Source organism: Pseudarthrobacter lactosi (genome assembly GCF_055412785.1).
The window spans coordinates 752522-768638 of sequence record NZ_JBVAYS010000001.1 but is presented as its reverse complement, the minus strand read 5'-3'; the positions used below and the strand labels follow the sequence as shown (position 1 = coordinate 768638).

The window sequence follows — 16117 nt, the reverse complement described above, 5'->3', positions numbered from 1 at the left end:
CTGGCGTTCGCGTGGCTCTTCGGGGCATCACGTTTCTCTGAGCGGGGCGCTTTCACGCAGGCAGCGGTCCTCCGGGTCAATGACGCCCATGATGCGTTTGCCGATGCTCCCCAGCTGGCGTGACTGTGCCTTCGTGAGGGGATCGAACACGAGTGCACGCACGGCTTCCACATGCCCGGGGGCGGTTTGGGTGATCTTCGTCCAGCCCTCCCCGGTGAGGGTGGCCAATGTGATGCGTCCGTCGGAAGGATCCGTGGAGCGGTGAACCCAGCCTCGCTTTTCCAGCCGGCTGACCACCTGGGACAGGCGGGGGAGCCCGGACTCGGTAAAGCCGGCCAGATCACTCATCCGGCGGGTCCGTTCCGGAGCTTCAGACAGGCCGGCCAGGACCATGTACTCAAAGTGGCTTATCCCGGCGTCCTGCTGTAGTTGGGAGTCCAGGGCGGCGGGGAGCTTCATCATCAGGCCCACGAGGGTCAGCCACACGTCGCGTTCATCGGGGCTCAGCCAGCGCGGCTCCACGGGATTTTCCATAGGGCGAGTCTACGGCATTTACTTCATGAATGAAGTTTTGTGTCCGGCAAATCACTTGCATCGTGAACTAATGACCAGTACTGTTTACTTCAATATTCAAGTACTTCCAGACTTCCTGAGGAGCCCAGATGACCGTCATGTCCGAGACCGTCGCGCGGCCATTCGAACAACCGGCCGCCGTGCGCAGCCAAGTCACCGTACCGCTGCGCTTCCCTGATGGCTTCGCGGCCACCGCCGAGATCATGACGTTCCATGGACTGGCCGACGGTAAGGAGCATCTGCTGCTTGCCCTCGGCGCATGGGAACAGACACTGCTGGACCAGGGCCCGGACGGTATATCGCCCCTGGTCCGGCTGCACAGCGAGTGCCTGACGGGCGATGTGTTCGGCAGCGAGCGCTGCGACTGCGGGCCCCAGCTGCGCGAGGCAGTCGAGGAGATTGCCGCCGTCGGGGGCTTCCTGCTGTACCTCCGGCAGGAGGGGCGCGGCATTGGCCTGTACTCCAAGCTCGACGCGTATGCCCTGCAGGACACTGGCCTGGATACCTACGAAGCCAACGTGGCCCTGGGCCGCGGCGAGGACGAGCGGGACTACAGTGCTGCTGCCCAGATGCTCGGCGCGCTTGGCGCCGGCCGGATCCGCCTCCTCACCAATAACCCGGACAAAGTAGCGCAGCTGACGGCCCTTGGCGTTGACGTGTCGGAGCAGGTCCCCACCGGGGTGCACCTCTCGGCGGCCAATCACCGCTACCTGGCCGCGAAGCGCACCCACACGGGGCACACCATCGAGCTGCCTGCGGAAGTCCCGCCTGCTGAAGTCCAGCCCGTGGAGTTCCAGAAAGCGGAGATCCTTCCGGCCGTGGTCATTCCTTCCCATGGCGAGCTGCTGGCCCGGGTGGATGCCCTCATTCCACGCCTGCGGGAGCGCGCCGCCGAAGCCGAGGAGCTCCGCCGTATCCCGGAAGCCAGCATGGCAGAACTTAAGGCCGCAGGCGTCTTCCAGATGCTCGCACCGAAGGCTGTGGGCGGGTTCGGCATGGGGCTGGAAACCTACGTGGAGGTGGTCCGCCGCCTCGCCCAGGGATGTGTCTCCACGGCCTGGAGCGCCGGGCACCTGGTGGAACATGTCTGGATGCTGGCCCGCTGGCCGCAGGAAGCCCAGGACGAAGTCTTCGCCAACGGGCCGGCGCCCCTGGCTGCCGCCACCGGCGCCCCTCCCGGTAGGGCAGAGAAGGTTCCGGGCGGCTTCACCATCTCCGGCCGCTGGAGCTTCGCCTCCGGTGTTATGCATTCGGAGTGGGCGCTGCTGGTCGTGCAGCATGGTGACATCCGCCTGCAGTGCCTGGTCCCGGTGTCCGATCTTGAACTGCTGGATGTGTGGCACACGGCCGGCCTGCGGGGGACGGGCAGCAACGACCTCCGGGCGGAAAACCTCTTTGTCCCGGCGCACCGCGCCCTCGCGTGGAACCTCCTGGCCGCCGCGGACAATCCCGGCAGCCGCATCCACGCGGATCCGAACATCCAGATCCCCATGGCCACGTTCCTGAACATGGTTGCCCCGGCCGCCGCTTTGGGGGCCGCTGAGCACGCCCTTGACGTGTTCCAGGACCTGATGACGGTGCGCAAGGTCAAGCAGACAACGCAGGCCCGGCAGGCGGATTCACCGCTCGCGCAGGCCCGGTTCTCCCAGGCCTACGGGCAGGTGGCCACTGCGCGGCTGCACTGGCAGGAAGCTGTCCGGGTGGTGGCCGCTTCCTACGACCGGCGGCCCGTCGCTTTCACCGATGAGGAACGGGCGCAGTACCGGCTTTCCCTCGGTTTCAGTGGCGCGGCGTCGGCCGAGGCTGTCCGCCTCATCCTGACGGGCTCCGGCGGGAGTGTGCACCGGCTGACGCACCCGCTCCAGCGGATCCAGCGCGATGTCAATGTCCTGCTCAACCACGCCTCGCTGACTATGGATCCGATCCTGGAACAGGCAGGCCGCGGGCTCCTGGACCTGGGGTTTTCCATTCCGGCGGAGCAGTTCTAGCCAGGGGGTGCGGGACCCTGGCAGGGCGGCCGGCTTCGGCCCTGGTCTGCCGCAGGATGGCCGGGCCCGCCGCGGGTAGTCTTGAAGGATGAGCACCGCAATCACATCAACGCTCACCTTCGACGGACGTTTCGCCCGGGAACTCGGGGAGTTGGCAGTCCCCTGGCAGGCAGAGGAAGCACCTGACCCGCAGCTGCTGGTCCTGAACGAACCGTTGGCCAGCGAGCTGGGCCTGGACCCGTCCTCGCTGCGGTCGGATGAGGGGACGCTGCTGCTGATCGGCAACCGGGTCCCTGACGGTGCCACTCCGGTGGCCCAGGCCTACGCCGGGCACCAGTTCGGCGGCTACTCACCCCAGCTCGGCGACGGTCGCGCCCTCCTGCTGGGTGAGGTCACGGACATCCACGGGCAGCTCCGGGACGTCCACCTCAAAGGCTCAGGCCGGACACCGTTCGCCCGCGCAGGTGACGGTCTCGCCGTCGTCGGTCCCATGCTGCGCGAGTACATCGTCAGCGAAGCCATGCACGCCATGGGCATCCCCACCACAAGGTCCCTCGCCGTGGTGGCCACGGGCCGGCCCGTCCGCCGCGAAACGATACTGCCCGGGGCGGTGCTTACCCGGGTGGCGAGCAGCCACCTGCGTGTCGGCAGCTTCCAGTTTGCCCGCGTCAACGGCGACACGGACCTCCTCCGCCGCCTGGCCGATCATGCCATCAGCCGCCACTACCCGGACGCAGCGCTCGCCGACAAGCCCTATCTCGCGTTCTTCGATGCGGTCATAGCCGCCCAGGCGTCCCTGGTGGCGCGATGGATGCTGGTGGGCTTCGTCCACGGCGTGATGAACACCGACAACATGACCATCTCCGGCGAGACCATCGACTACGGTCCGTGTGCATTTATGGACGTCTTCAATCCCGGCGCGGTCTACAGCTCCATCGACGCGGACGGACGCTACGCCTACGGCAACCAGCCGCTCATCGCCGAATGGAACCTCACCCGGCTCGCCGAAGCACTCCTGCCCCTGCTCCATGAAGACCAGGACCAGGCCGTGGCGCTCGCCGTGGAGTCCCTCGGTGCCTTCCGCGCACTGTACAGCGCGGCCTGGTCAGCCGGCATGAAGTCCAAGCTTGGGTTGCGGGCGGACACGCCCGACGACGTCGCGTCGCCGCTCGTGGACAGCCTCCTGGGCCTGCTCCAGGAGGGCCAGGTGGATTACACCTCCTTCTTCCGGGGCCTCGGCTTGGCGGCCCGCGGCACCCCGGAACGCGGTACCACCGAAACTGCCCGGGCCATGTTTGTGGACCCCGAGGCCTTCGACGCTTGGGCGGCTCGATGGCTGGCGCTGGCGCCGGATGCGGACCTGATGGACCGCGTCAACCCCGTCTATATCCCCAGGAATCACCTCGTTGAAGAGGCTCTCGACGCTGCCATTGCAGGCGACCTGGATCCCTTCAACCGCCTGATGGCCGTCGTGGCTGAACCGTACACACAGCGCCCCGGCCTGGAACGCTACGCCGGCCCCGCCCCTGAAGACTTCGGGAGCTACCGGACCTACTGCGGGACCTAAGGGAACGCAAGGGATGGACGACGGCGGTGCGCGGCTGGGTGCCGCCCGCCGCCGTCGGGCAGGTCGGATCACTCGACGCGGGACGCTCCGGCGAGCCAGCTGACGGCGTGGACTTCGGTTATGCGGGCTTGGGACGTGCCCGTACGTGCATCCGCTCGCCCTGCTGTCCAAACAGGCTGATGAACTCCACGGGTTTGCCGTCGGCGCTGGCGAACCAGTGCGGTGTGTGGGTGTCGAATTCTGCGGCTTCCCCTGGGCGGAGTTCAAAGTCCTTGTCGCCCAGCACCAGACGCAGCCGTCCGCTGAGGATGTAGAGCCATTCATAGCCTTCGTGAACGCGCGGCTCAGGCTCCGCCCCGCGGGCATCACCGGCGAGGACCATTTTGAAGGCCTGCAATCCGCCTGGGCGGCGCGTCAGAGGAACAGCCGTCATGCCGGCATGGGTGATGGGCCGCAGGTGGATTCTTGGATCCCCGGTGGGCGGCGCGCCCACCAGATCATCGAGGGGAACACCGTACAACCTCGCGAGAGGCAGCAGGATTTCGAGGTTTGGCCTGCGTTGGCCGGATTCCAGGCGGGACAGGGTGCTGACCGACACGCCGGAGGCGGAGGACACGTCGCCAAGGGTGAGGTTCCGTTCTGTACGGAGCGCCCGGAGCCGGGGGCCCACCGCCCCGAGAACGTCATCAAGTTCGTTTGCCATTCCTCGAGTTTGCCATACCGGCAACAAGTCTTGCCAATATTATTCGAGGCGATGGAAGCTGGTGTAACCGCACGGGGTCTCTGGCGGCGAACTTTTCAGGAAGCGACGAAGGGCAAAACAGCATGGACAGAACACGGTATGACGTTGTGATTGTTGGCGGCGGTGCGGCGGGACTCAGCGCGGCCACGACGCTGGGCAGGGCGTTGCGCTCGGTACTGGTCATCGATGCCGGAACTCCACGGAACGCACCGGCGGCCGGGGTGCACGGTTATCTTTCGAGGGATGGTACGAGCCCCGGGGAACTCCTCTCCGTCGGACGCAGCGAAGTGCACTCCTACGGCGGAACAGTCATTGACGGGGAAGCCGTTGCGGCGCGGAGGACCCCCGACGGATTCGAGGTGATGCTCGGGGATGGCCGCCGGTTCGCCGGCAGGCGCCTCCTTGTCACCACCGGCCTGACGGATGAGCTGCCTGCCATCGACGGGCTCCGGGAGCAGTGGGGAAAGGGCGTGGTTCACTGCCCCTACTGCCACGGCTGGGAAATCCGTGGGCAACGGATTGGAGTGCTGGGCACAGGCCCGCTGTCCGTCCACCAGGCACTGTTGTTCAGGCAGTGGTCCCCTGACATCACCCTCTTCCTCAACGACACCGTGGAACCCACCGACGACGAGTGGGAAAAGCTCGCGGCCCGGTCCGTAAGGGTCGTTGAGGGCGCTGTGGCTTCTGTTGGCGCTGTGGATGGTGTCCTTACGGGGATCACGCTCCGCCAGGGCCGCTCATTCGACCTGCAGGCTTTGGCTGTCGGAACCCGGATGGAAGCCAGATCCGTGCTGCTGGAATCACTCGGGCTGGATTCCCAGGTGCACCCGTCGGGGGCCGGGCGCTTTATCGAGACCGACGCCATGGGTGCCACGGCCGTCCCCGGCGTGTATGCGGCGGGCAACGTCTCCAACCTGATGGCCCAGGTGATCACCGCGGCGGCCGAGGGTGTAATGGCCGGCGCCAGGATCAACGCCGACCTTATCGACGAGGAAACCCGATGGGCGGTTGAAGGGCACTTCGGCCCCTTCTCGGCCGCCTCGGAAGCGGCGGTCGCCGAGCTGGTGGCGGGTCACCGGCGCCATGGCCTTGATGGTGAGTGCTTACCTGCCCCTTGATCACGGCGTACCAGGAGCAGTACTGAGACGGTAACGATGTCGCAGGTCAACCCCCGTAATCCGGATATGCCCGGTAAGCTCACCAACTATGTCCCGGATTGTTCAAAGAATGCGGCTGCCCGCCCTCGCTGGCATCCTGGCGGTTGCCCTGGTGGGGTCGGCTGCGCTGCTTCCGTCACATGCCGCCGACGACGCGCCGCCGGGCGGCTACCCCTCGTGGCAGGACGTGCAGAACGCCAAGCAAAGTGAGGCCGGCAAGGCGGCAGAAGTCACCAGGATCAACACGCTGCTGGGCGGGCTCCAGACCGAAGCGGAGGCACTGGGCAATGCGGCCGTAACGTCCGCCGCGGAGTACGCGTTGGCCGAAGCGGCGCTTCAGGCCGCCACCTCCACCGTGGACGCGCTGGCCGCCCAGACCGCACGCGCCACAGCCGAACTCGGACAGTACAAAAAGGAAATCGGTGCCCTGGCGGCCCAGTCGTATAAGACCGGTGGCACCAACATGGGTTTCTTCGTTGCCCTCGATGCCGTGCAGAACAACAGCATCCAAGGGCTGAACATCGTCCAGATCGTCAGTGACAAGACCGCTGCCCTGGTGAATAAATCCGCAGCCGCAGAACGCATTTCCCGCGCCCTGACCGATCAGGAGCAGGCAGCCAGGACCGAACGCGAGCGCCTGTCCGGGGAGGCCAAATCCAAACTCGACGCCGCCCAGTCAGCCCAGCAGGCCATGTCCCGGCAGATCGCGGAGCAGCAGGAACACGGCCAGGAACTGACCGCGCAGCTGGCATCACTCAAGGGCACCACCGCTGCGGTGGAGGGTGAGTTCCGGCAAGGCCAGGTGGCCCTGGCCGCGTACGAAACGGCGCAGGCCGCCAAGCGTGCCGCAGCGCAGGAACTGGCACGCCAACAGGCGGAGGCGGCTGCCAAGGCAGCTGCCCTTGCCGCTGCGCAGAAACCGGTGCCGGCCCCGCCTGCCGTCCCGGGAGTGCCAGCCCCCGCCCCTGTCCCGAGCCCGACGCCGGTCCCACCGCCCGTCGTCGTCGTGCCTTCCGTGCCCGGCGGCGCTGTGAACGATCCAGCCGGTGCCAAGGGCTATGCGGCCGGGCAGCTGGGAGCCTTCGGGTGGGGCCAGGACCAGTTCCAGTGCCTGGCATCACTGTGGACCAAGGAGTCCAACTGGCTGACCACTGCCACCAATCCTTACTCGGGCGCCTACGGCATCGCCCAAGCGCTCCCGGCCAGTAAATACGGGACGGCCGGCAGCGACTGGCTCACCAGTTACCGGACCCAGGTCAATTGGGGACTGTCCTACATTGCAGACCGCTACGGGTCACCGTGCGGTGCGTGGAACCATTCCGTGGCCAACAACTGGTACTGACCCTCCGGGAGACAGCAGCCGGGTCACGTCCCCGGGGCTTTGGCGAATTCCGCGGCGCTAAGGAATTCAATGCCGACGAAGGCATCATCGCCATCCACCCAGGCGTCGTGCCCGGGTGGAATGGTGTAGGAATCGCCGGCGCTGATGTTAATCCGGTTGCCATCGGTGGTCTCGACGCTGAGGGCACCGGAAACGCAGTATCCCACGTGGTTGTTCTGGCAGGACTCGGTCTGGACTACCGGCTTGATGCAGTCCGACCAGCGCCAGCCGGGACTGAACGTCATCCGGCCAACCGCGAAGTCACCCAGGTTGACCACATCGACTTCGGTCTTGTCCGGGCGGCGCTTCTCATCCGGCGTGTTGTGGGACTTGACTGCCAGCTCGGTGACGATGTTTGTAGGCATGGCACGCAGACTTTCTTTGTGGAGTTTGTGTCCATCAGCTGTCTGTCCCTGGCCGCCAGACGGCATCTGAGGCGCTTACGATTGCCAGCATCCTCCGGCCGGCGGCGCTTGTCGAGACCCTGAAGCACTAGGCTTTTCCCATGCCCGATTTTGACCGGTTCCGGGTCCTGCTGGAGGAAGAGCGCGCCCGGAAACTCGCACTCCTCCCCGCCCTCAGCGCGGATATCTCCTCGGCCAAGGCCGCCCGCCAGGATTCCAACGTGGACGACGAACATGATCCCGAAGGCGCCACCATTGCGTTCGAGCTGTCGCAAGCATCGGTGCTCCTGCAGCAGAGCAGCTCTGGACTTGAGCAGGTGGAGGCAGCGCTGGCGCGGATAGCGGCCGGCACCTACGGGACATGCGCCGTGTGCGGGGATCCCATCACGGAGGGACGGCTCGAAGCCCGGCCGTCGACGCCGTTTTGCATAGTCCACGCTGCGGCCGGCCGGCAGGGACGGTAGCGGCGGCCGTGAACGGGCGCGTGCAGGAGGCTGCCGGTTTCATCGACACCACCCTGCAGAACGAGGGCGCCTGGTACCGGGCCGAAGACGTGGAGTCCCGGGTGGGCGGGGCGCTGGGGTCCTATGGATCGTCGGTGGGAGCCGTCCGCGGCACTGTCCGCGACGCAGGCACGAAGTTCAAGGACCTTGGCCATGACGAAGTGACCTCGTTGGCGTCGCTCCTCTGGGGCCGGCCCGGTCCCGGCAGGCTGCCGATCTATGAGCGGCGGCTCGCGGCCGTTGTGTTGCTGCAGTCCCGGGTTTCCCTCCTCCGCCACTCTGACCTGACCCGGCTGGAGGGCTTCATCAGAACCGCGCAGACCCGTGAGCTGGTGGACCCTCTGACTGCCGATGTTGTGGTTCCGTTGCTGCAGGGTCTGCGCAGAAGCGACCGCCAACGCGCCGACGTCGTCATCACCCGCTGGCACCAGGATCCTGACGAATGGGTCCGCCGCGCTGCCAGCCTGACTGCCGAAATCACCGCACGGACGGCATGAAAGAAGGAGATGGACATGAACGACCCTTACAACCTCGAGCGGTTCGTGGAAGCCCAGGACAGCGGCGGCACCTATGGCCAGGCGCTGGCCGAGCTGCAGCTCGGGAGAAAAACCAGCCACTGGATGTGGTTCGTCTTCCCCCAGTTGGCCGGGCTCGGCAGCAGCCCGACGTCTGTCAGGTACGCCATCAACTCGCTGGCAGAAGCCCAGGCGTACCTGAAGCACGACGTCCTTGGACCGCGGTTGCTGGAGTGCAGCGCTGCTATCGCCACGCATGCCGGCCGTGCAGCCGTCGACATTTTGGGCGGCATCGACGCCAGCAAACTGCACTCCTCCATGACGCTGTTCCTTCGCGCCGCGCCAGGGGAGACCATCTTCAAGACCGTGCTCGCCCAGTTCTTCGACGGCAAGCCTGACCCGGCAACCGACTCGCTGCTCGCCTCTGACAGGGACTGACTGATCGGCGGCCTGGTTGCGGCTCATAGGGGAGGGAGTTCTTTCAGGCGCTCCGCGCAGTGGCGGCCAACCCCGGACCGCGGCCTTGGCCGTTCCCGCCCTGGCCCCTGTTACCGACCGCTGTTGAGTCGTACTCTGGGCCTTGGAGGTGATTGCCATGGAGGCAATGCAGGGCGACAGGATCATCGTCCGGGGGAGAACCGTCGGATCTTCGGACCGGCACGGGGTGATCGTGGAAGTCCGCGGTCAGGAAGGCCATCCGCCATACCTGGTCCGGTTCGACGACGGACATGAAACAGTTATGTACCCCGGCGGTGATTTCGCCGTCGAACGCGGTCACGGGGGACAGCCGGGCTGACGCGCCGCGGGTGGTGCGCGTCAGCACCATAGGGCACCTGTCAGACTGGTGGAATGGATCACTCCTTGGCTGCCACGTCCCCTGATGCGAACCTCACGTTTCCGCCGGTCCGGACCGGTCCGCGGGACCCCGGTGACGCTTGGGTTGAAGGAGGCCGCGGCAAGTTCTGGGGCCGGTTCGGTGCCGCCGGCGTCCTGGCCCATGACCCTGGCAAGGGCGTTCTCCTGCAGCACCGCGCGCTGTGGAGCCACAACGGAGGCACCTGGGGGCTGCCCGGCGGAGCCCTGCACGAGGGCGAAGACGCCGTTACCGGGGCCCTCCGCGAGGCGCACGAGGAAGCTGCCGTGCCGGCCGCGGATGTGCGGGTCCTCTTCACGTCTGTGCTGGACTTTGACTACTGGTCCTACACCACCGTGGTGGTGCTGGTGACCGCGCCTTTTGACCCAGTGATCAGAGATCCGGAAAGCCTCGAACTCCAGTGGGTCCCGGTAGGTGAGGTGGACCTGAAGGAGCTCCATCCCGGGTTCGCAAGCTCGTGGCCGGACCTGCGGACGCGCATGCTGGAGCTTTCCGCCCAGCGGGGGCAGTAGGGCGCAAGCGGCTCTGCGCCGGAGAACCCGCGTGCTTCCGGCTCATCGAATTTTGCCGACAGGCCGTCATTATATTAGGTTAGTCTTACCTAAGTCGGGTGCGTCATAATGGTGTTCCGATCCCTGCTGCGCGTGAGGAAGAACATGACCGCCCCGCTCTCCGTGTTGCTCAAACAGTCCACCAGTGCGGCCCACGAGGCGGCCGAGTCGTCCCCGTTTATGGGCGACCTGCTCGAGGGCCGGCTGGGTGCGGACGCTGTTGCGTCCCTCACCGCCCAGCTGTACACGGTGTACGGCGCCATGGAGTCGGTGGCACGGTCCGAGTACGGTGCTGATCCGCTGCTGGCAGGGTTCCTGGACCCCGCTTTGGAACGGACGGCTGCCCTCGAGGCGGACATGGAGTTCCACTACGGTCCCGGCTGGATGGACAGGCTGGCGGACGGCCGGATTGTCACCGTCCCAGCCACCACCGCCTACGCCAGCCTGATCCGCGAACACCACAGCGCCGAGTTCATGCTCGCCAACCACTACGTCCGGCTGCTGGGTGATCTGTCCGGTGGCCAGATCATCCACCGCCTGGTCCAGCGGCACTACGGGATCCCGGACGATGGCCTGAACTTCTACCTCTTTCCCGGCATCGGAAAAATGAAGCAGTACAAGGACGGCTACCGGCTCCGGCTGGACGCCCTGGAGCTGGACGCGGACCGGACCGGGGCGGTGCTGGCCCACGCCGCCCACGCCTTCCGGCTCAACGGCGACATCTTCGGGGACCTGCACTCCGCCGTCGGTGCCCGTCCGCAGCCTGCGGCCTGAGACCATGGACCAGTTCCTGGATCTGCCCTTCGGCGTGGCGGCGGCCAGCCTCTTCGCCATTGTGATGCTGCGCGTCAACGCGACGTACTGGATCGGCCGGGGAGCCGCCGCAGGCGTGGAGCACACGCGGTTCGCGTCGTCCTGGAACGGCCGGCGCGCCAGCCAGGCGAAACAACTCGTCCGCCGCTGGGGTCCGTTCGCCGTGACGCTGTCGTTCCTGACCATCGGCCTGCAGACGGCCGTCAACCTGGCCGCGGGTGCTGCGAAGATGCCGTTGCGGCGCTACCTTCCTGCCGCCGTCGCCGGTTCCATCCTCTGGGCACTGATCTACGCCACCATCGGGCTCGCCGCCGTCGAAGCGTGGCTGGCGTTGGCGGCCGGCTCCCCATGGGGGATCGTCCTGCTGGCCGCCGCGGCGGCCGGACTTATGGCGTGGCTGCTGGTACGACGGCGGCGCAGGTCGCGGGGGAGCGCTGCCGAGCAGGCAGCGGCAGGCAATGCCGATAGGGTGGGCTGAGCCCCACAAGGACAAAGCGAAAGGGTCAATGTTGACTGGAGCACTCCCGGAACTGGCCGATGGCGATTTCTACTACCATGCGCTGGGCGGTGGCCGATTCCGCTCCACCATCCACGCCCAAGGGGCCTGGAACGTGCACGAACAGCACATGGCGCCGGCCTCCGGCCTGATGGCGGACAGCCTGGAGCGCCACGAACCCCGCGACGACATGCGAATGGCCCGGCTGAGCTACGAGATCCTGGGCCTGATCCCCGGTGGCGGCTTCCACATCGAAACCACCACCCTGCGCCCCGGCCGGACCATCGAGCTCCTGCAGGCCGAACTGGTTGCCGACGGCCGCGTGGCCATCCGTGCCACCGCGTGGCGGATGATCACCAGTGACACAGCCGTGGTTGCCGCCATTGAGGACACCGCTATTCCCTCGCCGGATGAATGCAAACCGCTCGACGGCCCTGCCATCTGGCCTGGCGGCTACATCCGGTCCTTGGAGATGCGCGTGGCAGAAGGCCACCGGCCCGGAGCGGGCATCGTCTGGCTCCGCACCCAGCACCCTTTGACGGATAAAGAGGACAGCGGCGACCTGGCCCGCCTGGTGGGCCTCGTCGACACAGCCAACGGGATCGCAGCCAGGGTCCCCCCGGGCAAAGACAGCTACGCCTTCCCCAACCTGGACCTGCAGATCCACATGTACCGCAGGCCCGAAGGCGAATGGCTGGGCCTGGACAACGCCGTCTCTTTCGGAACCGACGGGATTGGCCTCACGTCCACCGTCCTGCACGATCTCCAGGGGCCCTTCGGCCGCGCCGAACAGATCCTGACGCTTCGCAGAACGTGATGGGCCTTGGCTACCCGATTTCCGTGACTATTCGACAGCTGTGACTATTTGGCCCCGGTGACACTTTTGTAGCTTCGCACCGCATTGCCCAGGGTGGGGAAGAAATGGTCAGCAGTGAAACGGGCGCTCTCCCCGAACCGGATCAGGCGGTCCTTGATGGGTCCCTTCATTTCCGCGAAGACCAGGCTGACGCCCTCCTGCGCCAGTTCATCGTCGAGCTGGACGAGCTCATCCAGTGCCGTTGTATCAAGGCCCGTGATCGGCTCGGCCGCCACAATGACCCACTTCACCGGCCAGGGCGCAGCGTCCACCAGGCTGCGGATGTGCTCGGCGAAGACTTCCCCGTTGGCAAAAAACAGCGGTGCATCGAAGCGGGCAATCACCAGTCCCTCCACCCGCTGTCCTTCGGGATGCCGGTCCAGGTCGTGGAAGCCCGGAACGTCGGCAAGACTCGCCAGTTCGGTGCAGTATGGATCCCAGGCGCGCCGGACAAACGCCAGAAGTGACAGTCCAATGGCCACGGCGATGCCCGGCAGGACCCCTACAAAAGCGACGCCGAGGAACGTGACCACCAGCAGGAGGGTCTCCATCCGGCTCATCCTGACCAGGCGAACCAGCGTCCTTACATCAACCAGCGACGCCGCCGCCACGATCACCACGGCGGCGAGCGTGGCGGTGGGAAGGAAGGCCGTTACCCCCGGTGCTGCGACCATAAACAGGACCACGATCAAGGCCGCGACCACACCGCTGAGCTGCGTTTTCGCCCCGGCGTCGAGCACTATCGGTGTCCGGGAGGAACTTCCACTCACCGGAAAGCCGCCCAGCACCCCCGTGGCGACGTTGGCGATGCCCAATGCCCCCATTTCCTCGTTGCCGTTCACCCTCATTCCGCGGCGCGCTGCGAGACTCTTGGACAATGTGGAGGTGTCCGCGAAAGCGATCAGCGCGATGCCGGCTGCCGGGCCCACAAGCGAGAGGACCTCGTCCATGCCAACGCCGCCCAGCCCAGGGGCCGGGAGTCCCTGCGGCAGTGCACCGACCATGGGCAGCTGCCCGGTCAGGCCCAGTGCGGCCACGACCGCGATGGAGCCCGCCACGGCAAACAGGACGCTGGGTACCTTCCAGGGAAGAAAACGGCCGGCGACAATGACGGCCACGCTGCCTGCACCCACAGCCAGGGCGACGGGATTGATGCCGCCGCTGAAGACGGCTCCGGTCAGGGAGGCGAGGCGTTCAAAGAGGCCATCGGCGGAGACCTCGATCCCCAGCAGCCGCGGAAGCTGGCTGACCGTGACGGCCAACGCGATGCCGTTGAGGTATCCAACGCGAATAGGCCGGGACAGCAATCCCGTCACAAACCCCAGCTTTAAGATCCGGCCCGCGATCAGGAAAAGTCCGATCAGGATGGCCAGCACCCCGGCCATGGGTACAGCCTTCTCCGGATCCTGCCCGGCCAGCGGAAGGATGGCGGCCGCGATCATGGGGGCCAGCGCCGAGTCCGGCCCCACGATGACCACCCGGGATGGCCCGAACACGGCATAGACGATCATCGGAATCACGGAGGCGTATAGCCCGTTCACGGCGGGAAGCCCGCTGGCCTCGGCGTACGCCATCCCTGCGGGCACCAGGGCTGCACTCAGGGCTGCCCCGGCCACCAGGTCAGGCTTCAGCCAAGACCGTTTGTAGCCCCGGGCAACACCAACGCCAGGTAGCGCCTTGCTGATCCAGCCGTTCAGCACTCGGGCCTCCAAATAGGTGAAGTCAGGACGCCGGGGGCTCCTGAAGCGGGGTCGAGTCCTGGCCGTATTCGGCGGTCACCAGAATGGGCAGGTGGTCGGAGGCGCCACGGGGCAAGGTTTCCACGTTCTCGATGTTCAGGCCCAGGGACGTGGCGAAGTCGAAGTGGCCCTTGAATACTTTGTAGCGCGTGTAGGTCCGGCGGTCACTGAGGGAGAGCTCGTAGCCGGTGTTTTTCATGTGTTCGTTGAGGTTCTTCGTGAAGAAGGGGTAGTTGAAGTCACCCACCATCAAGGTCATGAGGCCGGTTCCCATACCCAGGAGTTCTGCGTGGGCGGCATGGATCTGGTTGCGCCGCAGCGAGTTGGTGGCGGTCAGCGGTGCAGCGTGGAAGGAGGCGATGACCAGTTCGTGGTCGGTCTCGTTGTCCCGTACGCGCGTGCCGATGAGGCGCTCATGGGCAGGCGCCAGGACCATGTCGTGCAGGGACTTCTTGAGCGCGAAGGTCTTGGTGCCGTGGGCCGTGAACCGGTCAGGCCGGTAGTAGATGGCCAGCCCCAGCCGGTTGCCCTGGGTGGAGTCGGCGAGCTTCAGCGGTCCCAGCGTGTCCGGCAGGTCCGAGGTGTCACACTCCTGGAGGCACAGGGCATCGACGCCGAAGTTCTGGGCAAGATCGACCAATTCCCCGCTGGCGTGGTGCTTACGGAGATTGTAGCTAATGACGCGTATCAGTGGATTACCTCTTCTGAGGAGTAGCGGGTGGACCCAGTTCCTGAGTTTAGCCACCCGGTGGGGACGGTGCAGTATTAATCCGCTGGATGTCAGGTGGAGCGGAACACCAGCCATCCGGCGAGGGTGGACAGCCCGGTGAGGGCGGCACCCCACAGGATGTCCACCACAATAAGCTGCAGCGGCCACGTCTTAAGCGTGGCGGCATTCGTGAGGTCGTATGTCGCGTAGGCAAAGGCGCCCAAGGCGGCCCCATAGCCGACGGCGGTCAGCCAGCTGCCGCCGTCGAGCGCCGGCCGCAGCGCAAAGAAGAGGATCCCCGCTATGTACATGACATAGAAAGCCACGGCGTAACCTAAATGTGGCTTGTCTGCGAGCAGCTCACCGATGTGGCTGCGGTAGAACGGGTTCATGAGCTTGAGCCAGACGGCGTCGATGACCGCGAACGCAGCCGCTACTACGAGGAATTGCAATATGACCATAAGGGAGCTTAGCAACATGCAGGACGCTGACGACGGACTCCGGACGCTCACTGTGGTGCGGCAGGATCATACCCTCGGCGCCGCACGCGACCTGGAATTCGGCCTCGAACTGCTGACCCAGGCGAAGACCGGCAGGATCGGCCCCACGCTCCGGCTGTACCGGCCCGCGCCCACTGTTGCCTTCGGCCAGCGGGATACCCGCCTGCCCGGCTTCGAGACGGCCGCCCAGGCGTGCCGGGACCACGGATTTGAACCCCTGGTGCGCAAGGCCGGGGGCCGGGCCGCCGCGTACCACGAGGGCACCCTTGTGGTGGACCACGTGATGCCCCATGCCGATGCCATTGCCGGTTCCAAGGACCGGTTCGGTTTCTTTGGTGAGCTGCTGGCGCAATCACTGCGGAACGTCGGGGTGCAGGCCGCCGTCGGCGAAATTCCGGGGGAGTACTGCCCGGGCGAGTTCAGCGTTCACGGAACCGACCCGGCCGACCCGGCGCGCCGGATCAAACTCGTCGGAACGGCCCAACGCGTGGTGAGCGGCGGGTGGCTGTTCAGTTCCGTGATCGTGGTGGAAAATTCCGCCCCCATCCGCAGCGTCCTGACGGACAGCTATGCCGCTTTGGGCCTGGACTGGGACCCGGCCACCGCCGGCGCAGCCAACGACCTCGTGCCCGGGCTCACGGTGCAGGATGTCCAGGACGCCGTAATTGCCGCGTACGCAGACCACGCCTCCCTCCGGCACGCCGACTTCAGCAACTATGCAGGTTTGGACACTCGGGAGGCGTAGGCCG

The 16117-nt window shown here is 66.2% G+C and carries 19 protein-coding genes; 13 read left to right on the top strand and 6 right to left on the bottom strand.

Annotated elements, in window-relative coordinates; genetic code table 11:
• Positions 1 to 27: 27 nt before the first annotated feature.
• The gene (locus tag ACZY0Q_RS03515) at positions 28 to 534 is read right to left on the bottom strand and encodes a MarR family winged helix-turn-helix transcriptional regulator (protein ID WP_463914751.1); all 507 of its coding nucleotides are present in this window, start codon (positions 532 to 534) and stop codon (positions 28 to 30) included.
• 128 nt (positions 535 to 662) lie between these two features.
• On the opposite strand from ACZY0Q_RS03515, the gene ribA reads away from it, so the two are divergent.
• Together ribA and ACZY0Q_RS03505 are read left to right on the top strand one after the other, a co-directional pair.
• A complete protein-coding gene (ribA, locus tag ACZY0Q_RS03510; RefSeq protein WP_463914748.1) occupies positions 663 to 2561 on the top strand; it encodes a GTP cyclohydrolase II RibA in 1899 nt (632 codons plus the stop codon).
• Positions 2562 to 2649: 88 nt separating this feature from the next.
• Positions 2650 to 4128 carry a protein adenylyltransferase SelO gene (locus tag ACZY0Q_RS03505; protein ID WP_463914745.1) on the top strand — a complete coding sequence of 493 codons (1479 nt, stop codon included), beginning with the start codon at positions 2650 to 2652 and terminating at the stop codon, positions 4126 to 4128.
• Between the two features lie 118 nt (positions 4129 to 4246).
• Here ACZY0Q_RS03505 and ACZY0Q_RS03500 read toward each other — a convergent pair whose 3' ends face one another.
• Entirely contained in the window at positions 4247 to 4831 is a 585-nt protein-coding gene (locus tag ACZY0Q_RS03500; protein ID WP_463914742.1) for a helix-turn-helix domain-containing protein, read from the bottom strand.
• A gap of 122 nt (positions 4832 to 4953) precedes the next feature.
• Between ACZY0Q_RS03500 and ACZY0Q_RS03495 the strand changes: the two genes are divergently transcribed.
• Together ACZY0Q_RS03495 and ACZY0Q_RS03490 are read left to right on the top strand one after the other, a co-directional pair.
• Complete coding sequence (locus ACZY0Q_RS03495) at positions 4954 to 5988, top strand: NAD(P)/FAD-dependent oxidoreductase (RefSeq protein WP_463914739.1); 1035 nt, start codon at positions 4954 to 4956, stop codon at positions 5986 to 5988.
• Positions 5989 to 6076: 88 nt separating this feature from the next.
• Positions 6077 to 7369, top strand: coding sequence for an aggregation-promoting factor C-terminal-like domain-containing protein (locus tag ACZY0Q_RS03490; RefSeq protein ID WP_463914736.1), 1293 nt, complete (start codon positions 6077 to 6079; stop codon positions 7367 to 7369).
• Positions 7370 to 7392: 23 nt separating this feature from the next.
• Here ACZY0Q_RS03490 and ACZY0Q_RS03485 read toward each other — a convergent pair whose 3' ends face one another.
• Complete coding sequence (locus ACZY0Q_RS03485) at positions 7393 to 7773, bottom strand: cupin domain-containing protein (RefSeq protein ID WP_463914733.1); 381 nt, start codon at positions 7771 to 7773, stop codon at positions 7393 to 7395.
• A gap of 140 nt (positions 7774 to 7913) precedes the next feature.
• Between ACZY0Q_RS03485 and ACZY0Q_RS03480 the strand changes: the two genes are divergently transcribed.
• The 8 genes from ACZY0Q_RS03480 (at position 7914) to ACZY0Q_RS03445 (ending at position 12381) form a co-directional block, all read left to right on the top strand.
• The gene (locus tag ACZY0Q_RS03480) at positions 7914 to 8276 is read left to right on the top strand and encodes a TraR/DksA family transcriptional regulator (RefSeq protein WP_463914730.1); all 363 of its coding nucleotides are present in this window, start codon (positions 7914 to 7916) and stop codon (positions 8274 to 8276) included.
• An 8-nt stretch (positions 8277 to 8284) separates the two neighbouring features.
• The gene (locus ACZY0Q_RS03475) at positions 8285 to 8812 is read left to right on the top strand and encodes a DNA alkylation repair protein (RefSeq protein ID WP_463914728.1); all 528 of its coding nucleotides are present in this window, start codon (positions 8285 to 8287) and stop codon (positions 8810 to 8812) included.
• A gap of 15 nt (positions 8813 to 8827) precedes the next feature.
• On the top strand, positions 8828 to 9268 hold the full coding sequence (locus ACZY0Q_RS03470; RefSeq protein ID WP_463914725.1) for a DUF1810 domain-containing protein: 441 nt from the start codon (positions 8828 to 8830) through the stop codon (positions 9266 to 9268).
• Between the two features lie 157 nt (positions 9269 to 9425).
• Positions 9426 to 9626, top strand: coding sequence for a DUF1918 domain-containing protein (locus ACZY0Q_RS03465; protein WP_463914722.1), 201 nt, complete (start codon positions 9426 to 9428; stop codon positions 9624 to 9626).
• Between the two features lie 53 nt (positions 9627 to 9679).
• Positions 9680 to 10216, top strand: coding sequence for an NUDIX domain-containing protein (locus ACZY0Q_RS03460; protein ID WP_463914720.1), 537 nt, complete (start codon positions 9680 to 9682; stop codon positions 10214 to 10216).
• A gap of 144 nt (positions 10217 to 10360) precedes the next feature.
• Entirely contained in the window at positions 10361 to 11029 is a 669-nt protein-coding gene (locus tag ACZY0Q_RS03455; RefSeq protein WP_463914717.1) for a biliverdin-producing heme oxygenase, read from the top strand.
• A 4-nt stretch (positions 11030 to 11033) separates the two neighbouring features.
• Positions 11034 to 11546, top strand: coding sequence for a DedA family protein (locus tag ACZY0Q_RS03450; RefSeq protein ID WP_463914714.1), 513 nt, complete (start codon positions 11034 to 11036; stop codon positions 11544 to 11546).
• Between the two features lie 31 nt (positions 11547 to 11577).
• A complete protein-coding gene (locus tag ACZY0Q_RS03445) occupies positions 11578 to 12381 on the top strand; it encodes a thioesterase family protein (RefSeq protein ID WP_463916238.1) in 804 nt (267 codons plus the stop codon).
• 44 nt (positions 12382 to 12425) lie between these two features.
• Here the strand turns inward: ACZY0Q_RS03445 and ACZY0Q_RS03440 are convergent, their stop codons facing one another.
• From ACZY0Q_RS03440 to ACZY0Q_RS03430, 3 genes are all read right to left on the bottom strand, one after another.
• Positions 12426 to 14120, bottom strand: coding sequence for a SulP family inorganic anion transporter (locus tag ACZY0Q_RS03440; RefSeq protein WP_463914711.1), 1695 nt, complete (start codon positions 14118 to 14120; stop codon positions 12426 to 12428).
• A 22-nt stretch (positions 14121 to 14142) separates the two neighbouring features.
• On the bottom strand, positions 14143 to 14847 hold the full coding sequence (locus ACZY0Q_RS03435) for an endonuclease/exonuclease/phosphatase family protein (RefSeq protein ID WP_463916236.1): 705 nt from the start codon (positions 14845 to 14847) through the stop codon (positions 14143 to 14145).
• A 92-nt stretch (positions 14848 to 14939) separates the two neighbouring features.
• Positions 14940 to 15329 carry a DUF2177 family protein gene (locus ACZY0Q_RS03430; RefSeq protein WP_463914709.1) on the bottom strand — a complete coding sequence of 130 codons (390 nt, stop codon included), beginning with the start codon at positions 15327 to 15329 and terminating at the stop codon, positions 14940 to 14942.
• 16 nt (positions 15330 to 15345) lie between these two features.
• Here ACZY0Q_RS03430 and ACZY0Q_RS03425 point away from each other — a divergent pair, with 16 nt between their 5' ends.
• On the top strand, positions 15346 to 16113 hold the full coding sequence (locus tag ACZY0Q_RS03425) for a lipoate--protein ligase family protein (protein WP_463916234.1): 768 nt from the start codon (positions 15346 to 15348) through the stop codon (positions 16111 to 16113).
• Positions 16114 to 16117 lie beyond the last annotated feature (4 nt).

What these genes read in the sequence shown, in the direction of transcription:
- ACZY0Q_RS03455 (WP_463914717.1), top strand. Translation starts at nt 10,361, where the DNA reads ATGACCGCCCCGCTCTCCGTGTTGCTCAAACAGTCCACCAGTGCGGCC.
- ribA (WP_463914748.1), top strand. Translation starts at nt 663, where the DNA reads ATGACCGTCATGTCCGAGACCGTCGCGCGGCCATTCGAACAACCGGCC.
- ACZY0Q_RS03465 (WP_463914722.1), top strand. Translation starts at nt 9,426, where the DNA reads ATGGAGGCAATGCAGGGCGACAGGATCATCGTCCGGGGGAGAACCGTC.
- ACZY0Q_RS03505 (WP_463914745.1), top strand. Translation starts at nt 2,650, where the DNA reads ATGAGCACCGCAATCACATCAACGCTCACCTTCGACGGACGTTTCGCC.
- ACZY0Q_RS03480 (WP_463914730.1), top strand. Translation starts at nt 7,914, where the DNA reads ATGCCCGATTTTGACCGGTTCCGGGTCCTGCTGGAGGAAGAGCGCGCC.
- ACZY0Q_RS03430 (WP_463914709.1), bottom strand. Translation starts at nt 15,329, where the DNA reads ATGGTCATATTGCAATTCCTCGTAGTAGCGGCTGCGTTCGCGGTCATC.
- ACZY0Q_RS03450 (WP_463914714.1), top strand. Translation starts at nt 11,034, where the DNA reads ATGGACCAGTTCCTGGATCTGCCCTTCGGCGTGGCGGCGGCCAGCCTC.
- ACZY0Q_RS03470 (WP_463914725.1), top strand. Translation starts at nt 8,828, where the DNA reads ATGAACGACCCTTACAACCTCGAGCGGTTCGTGGAAGCCCAGGACAGC.
- ACZY0Q_RS03495 (WP_463914739.1), top strand. Translation starts at nt 4,954, where the DNA reads ATGGACAGAACACGGTATGACGTTGTGATTGTTGGCGGCGGTGCGGCG.
- ACZY0Q_RS03425 (WP_463916234.1), top strand. Translation starts at nt 15,346, where the DNA reads ATGCAGGACGCTGACGACGGACTCCGGACGCTCACTGTGGTGCGGCAG.
- ACZY0Q_RS03515 (WP_463914751.1), bottom strand. Translation starts at nt 534, where the DNA reads ATGGAAAATCCCGTGGAGCCGCGCTGGCTGAGCCCCGATGAACGCGAC.
- ACZY0Q_RS03460 (WP_463914720.1), top strand. Translation starts at nt 9,680, where the DNA reads ATGGATCACTCCTTGGCTGCCACGTCCCCTGATGCGAACCTCACGTTT.
- ACZY0Q_RS03485 (WP_463914733.1), bottom strand. Translation starts at nt 7,773, where the DNA reads ATGCCTACAAACATCGTCACCGAGCTGGCAGTCAAGTCCCACAACACG.
- ACZY0Q_RS03490 (WP_463914736.1), top strand. Translation starts at nt 6,077, where the DNA reads ATGTCCCGGATTGTTCAAAGAATGCGGCTGCCCGCCCTCGCTGGCATC.
- ACZY0Q_RS03500 (WP_463914742.1), bottom strand. Translation starts at nt 4,831, where the DNA reads ATGGCAAACGAACTTGATGACGTTCTCGGGGCGGTGGGCCCCCGGCTC.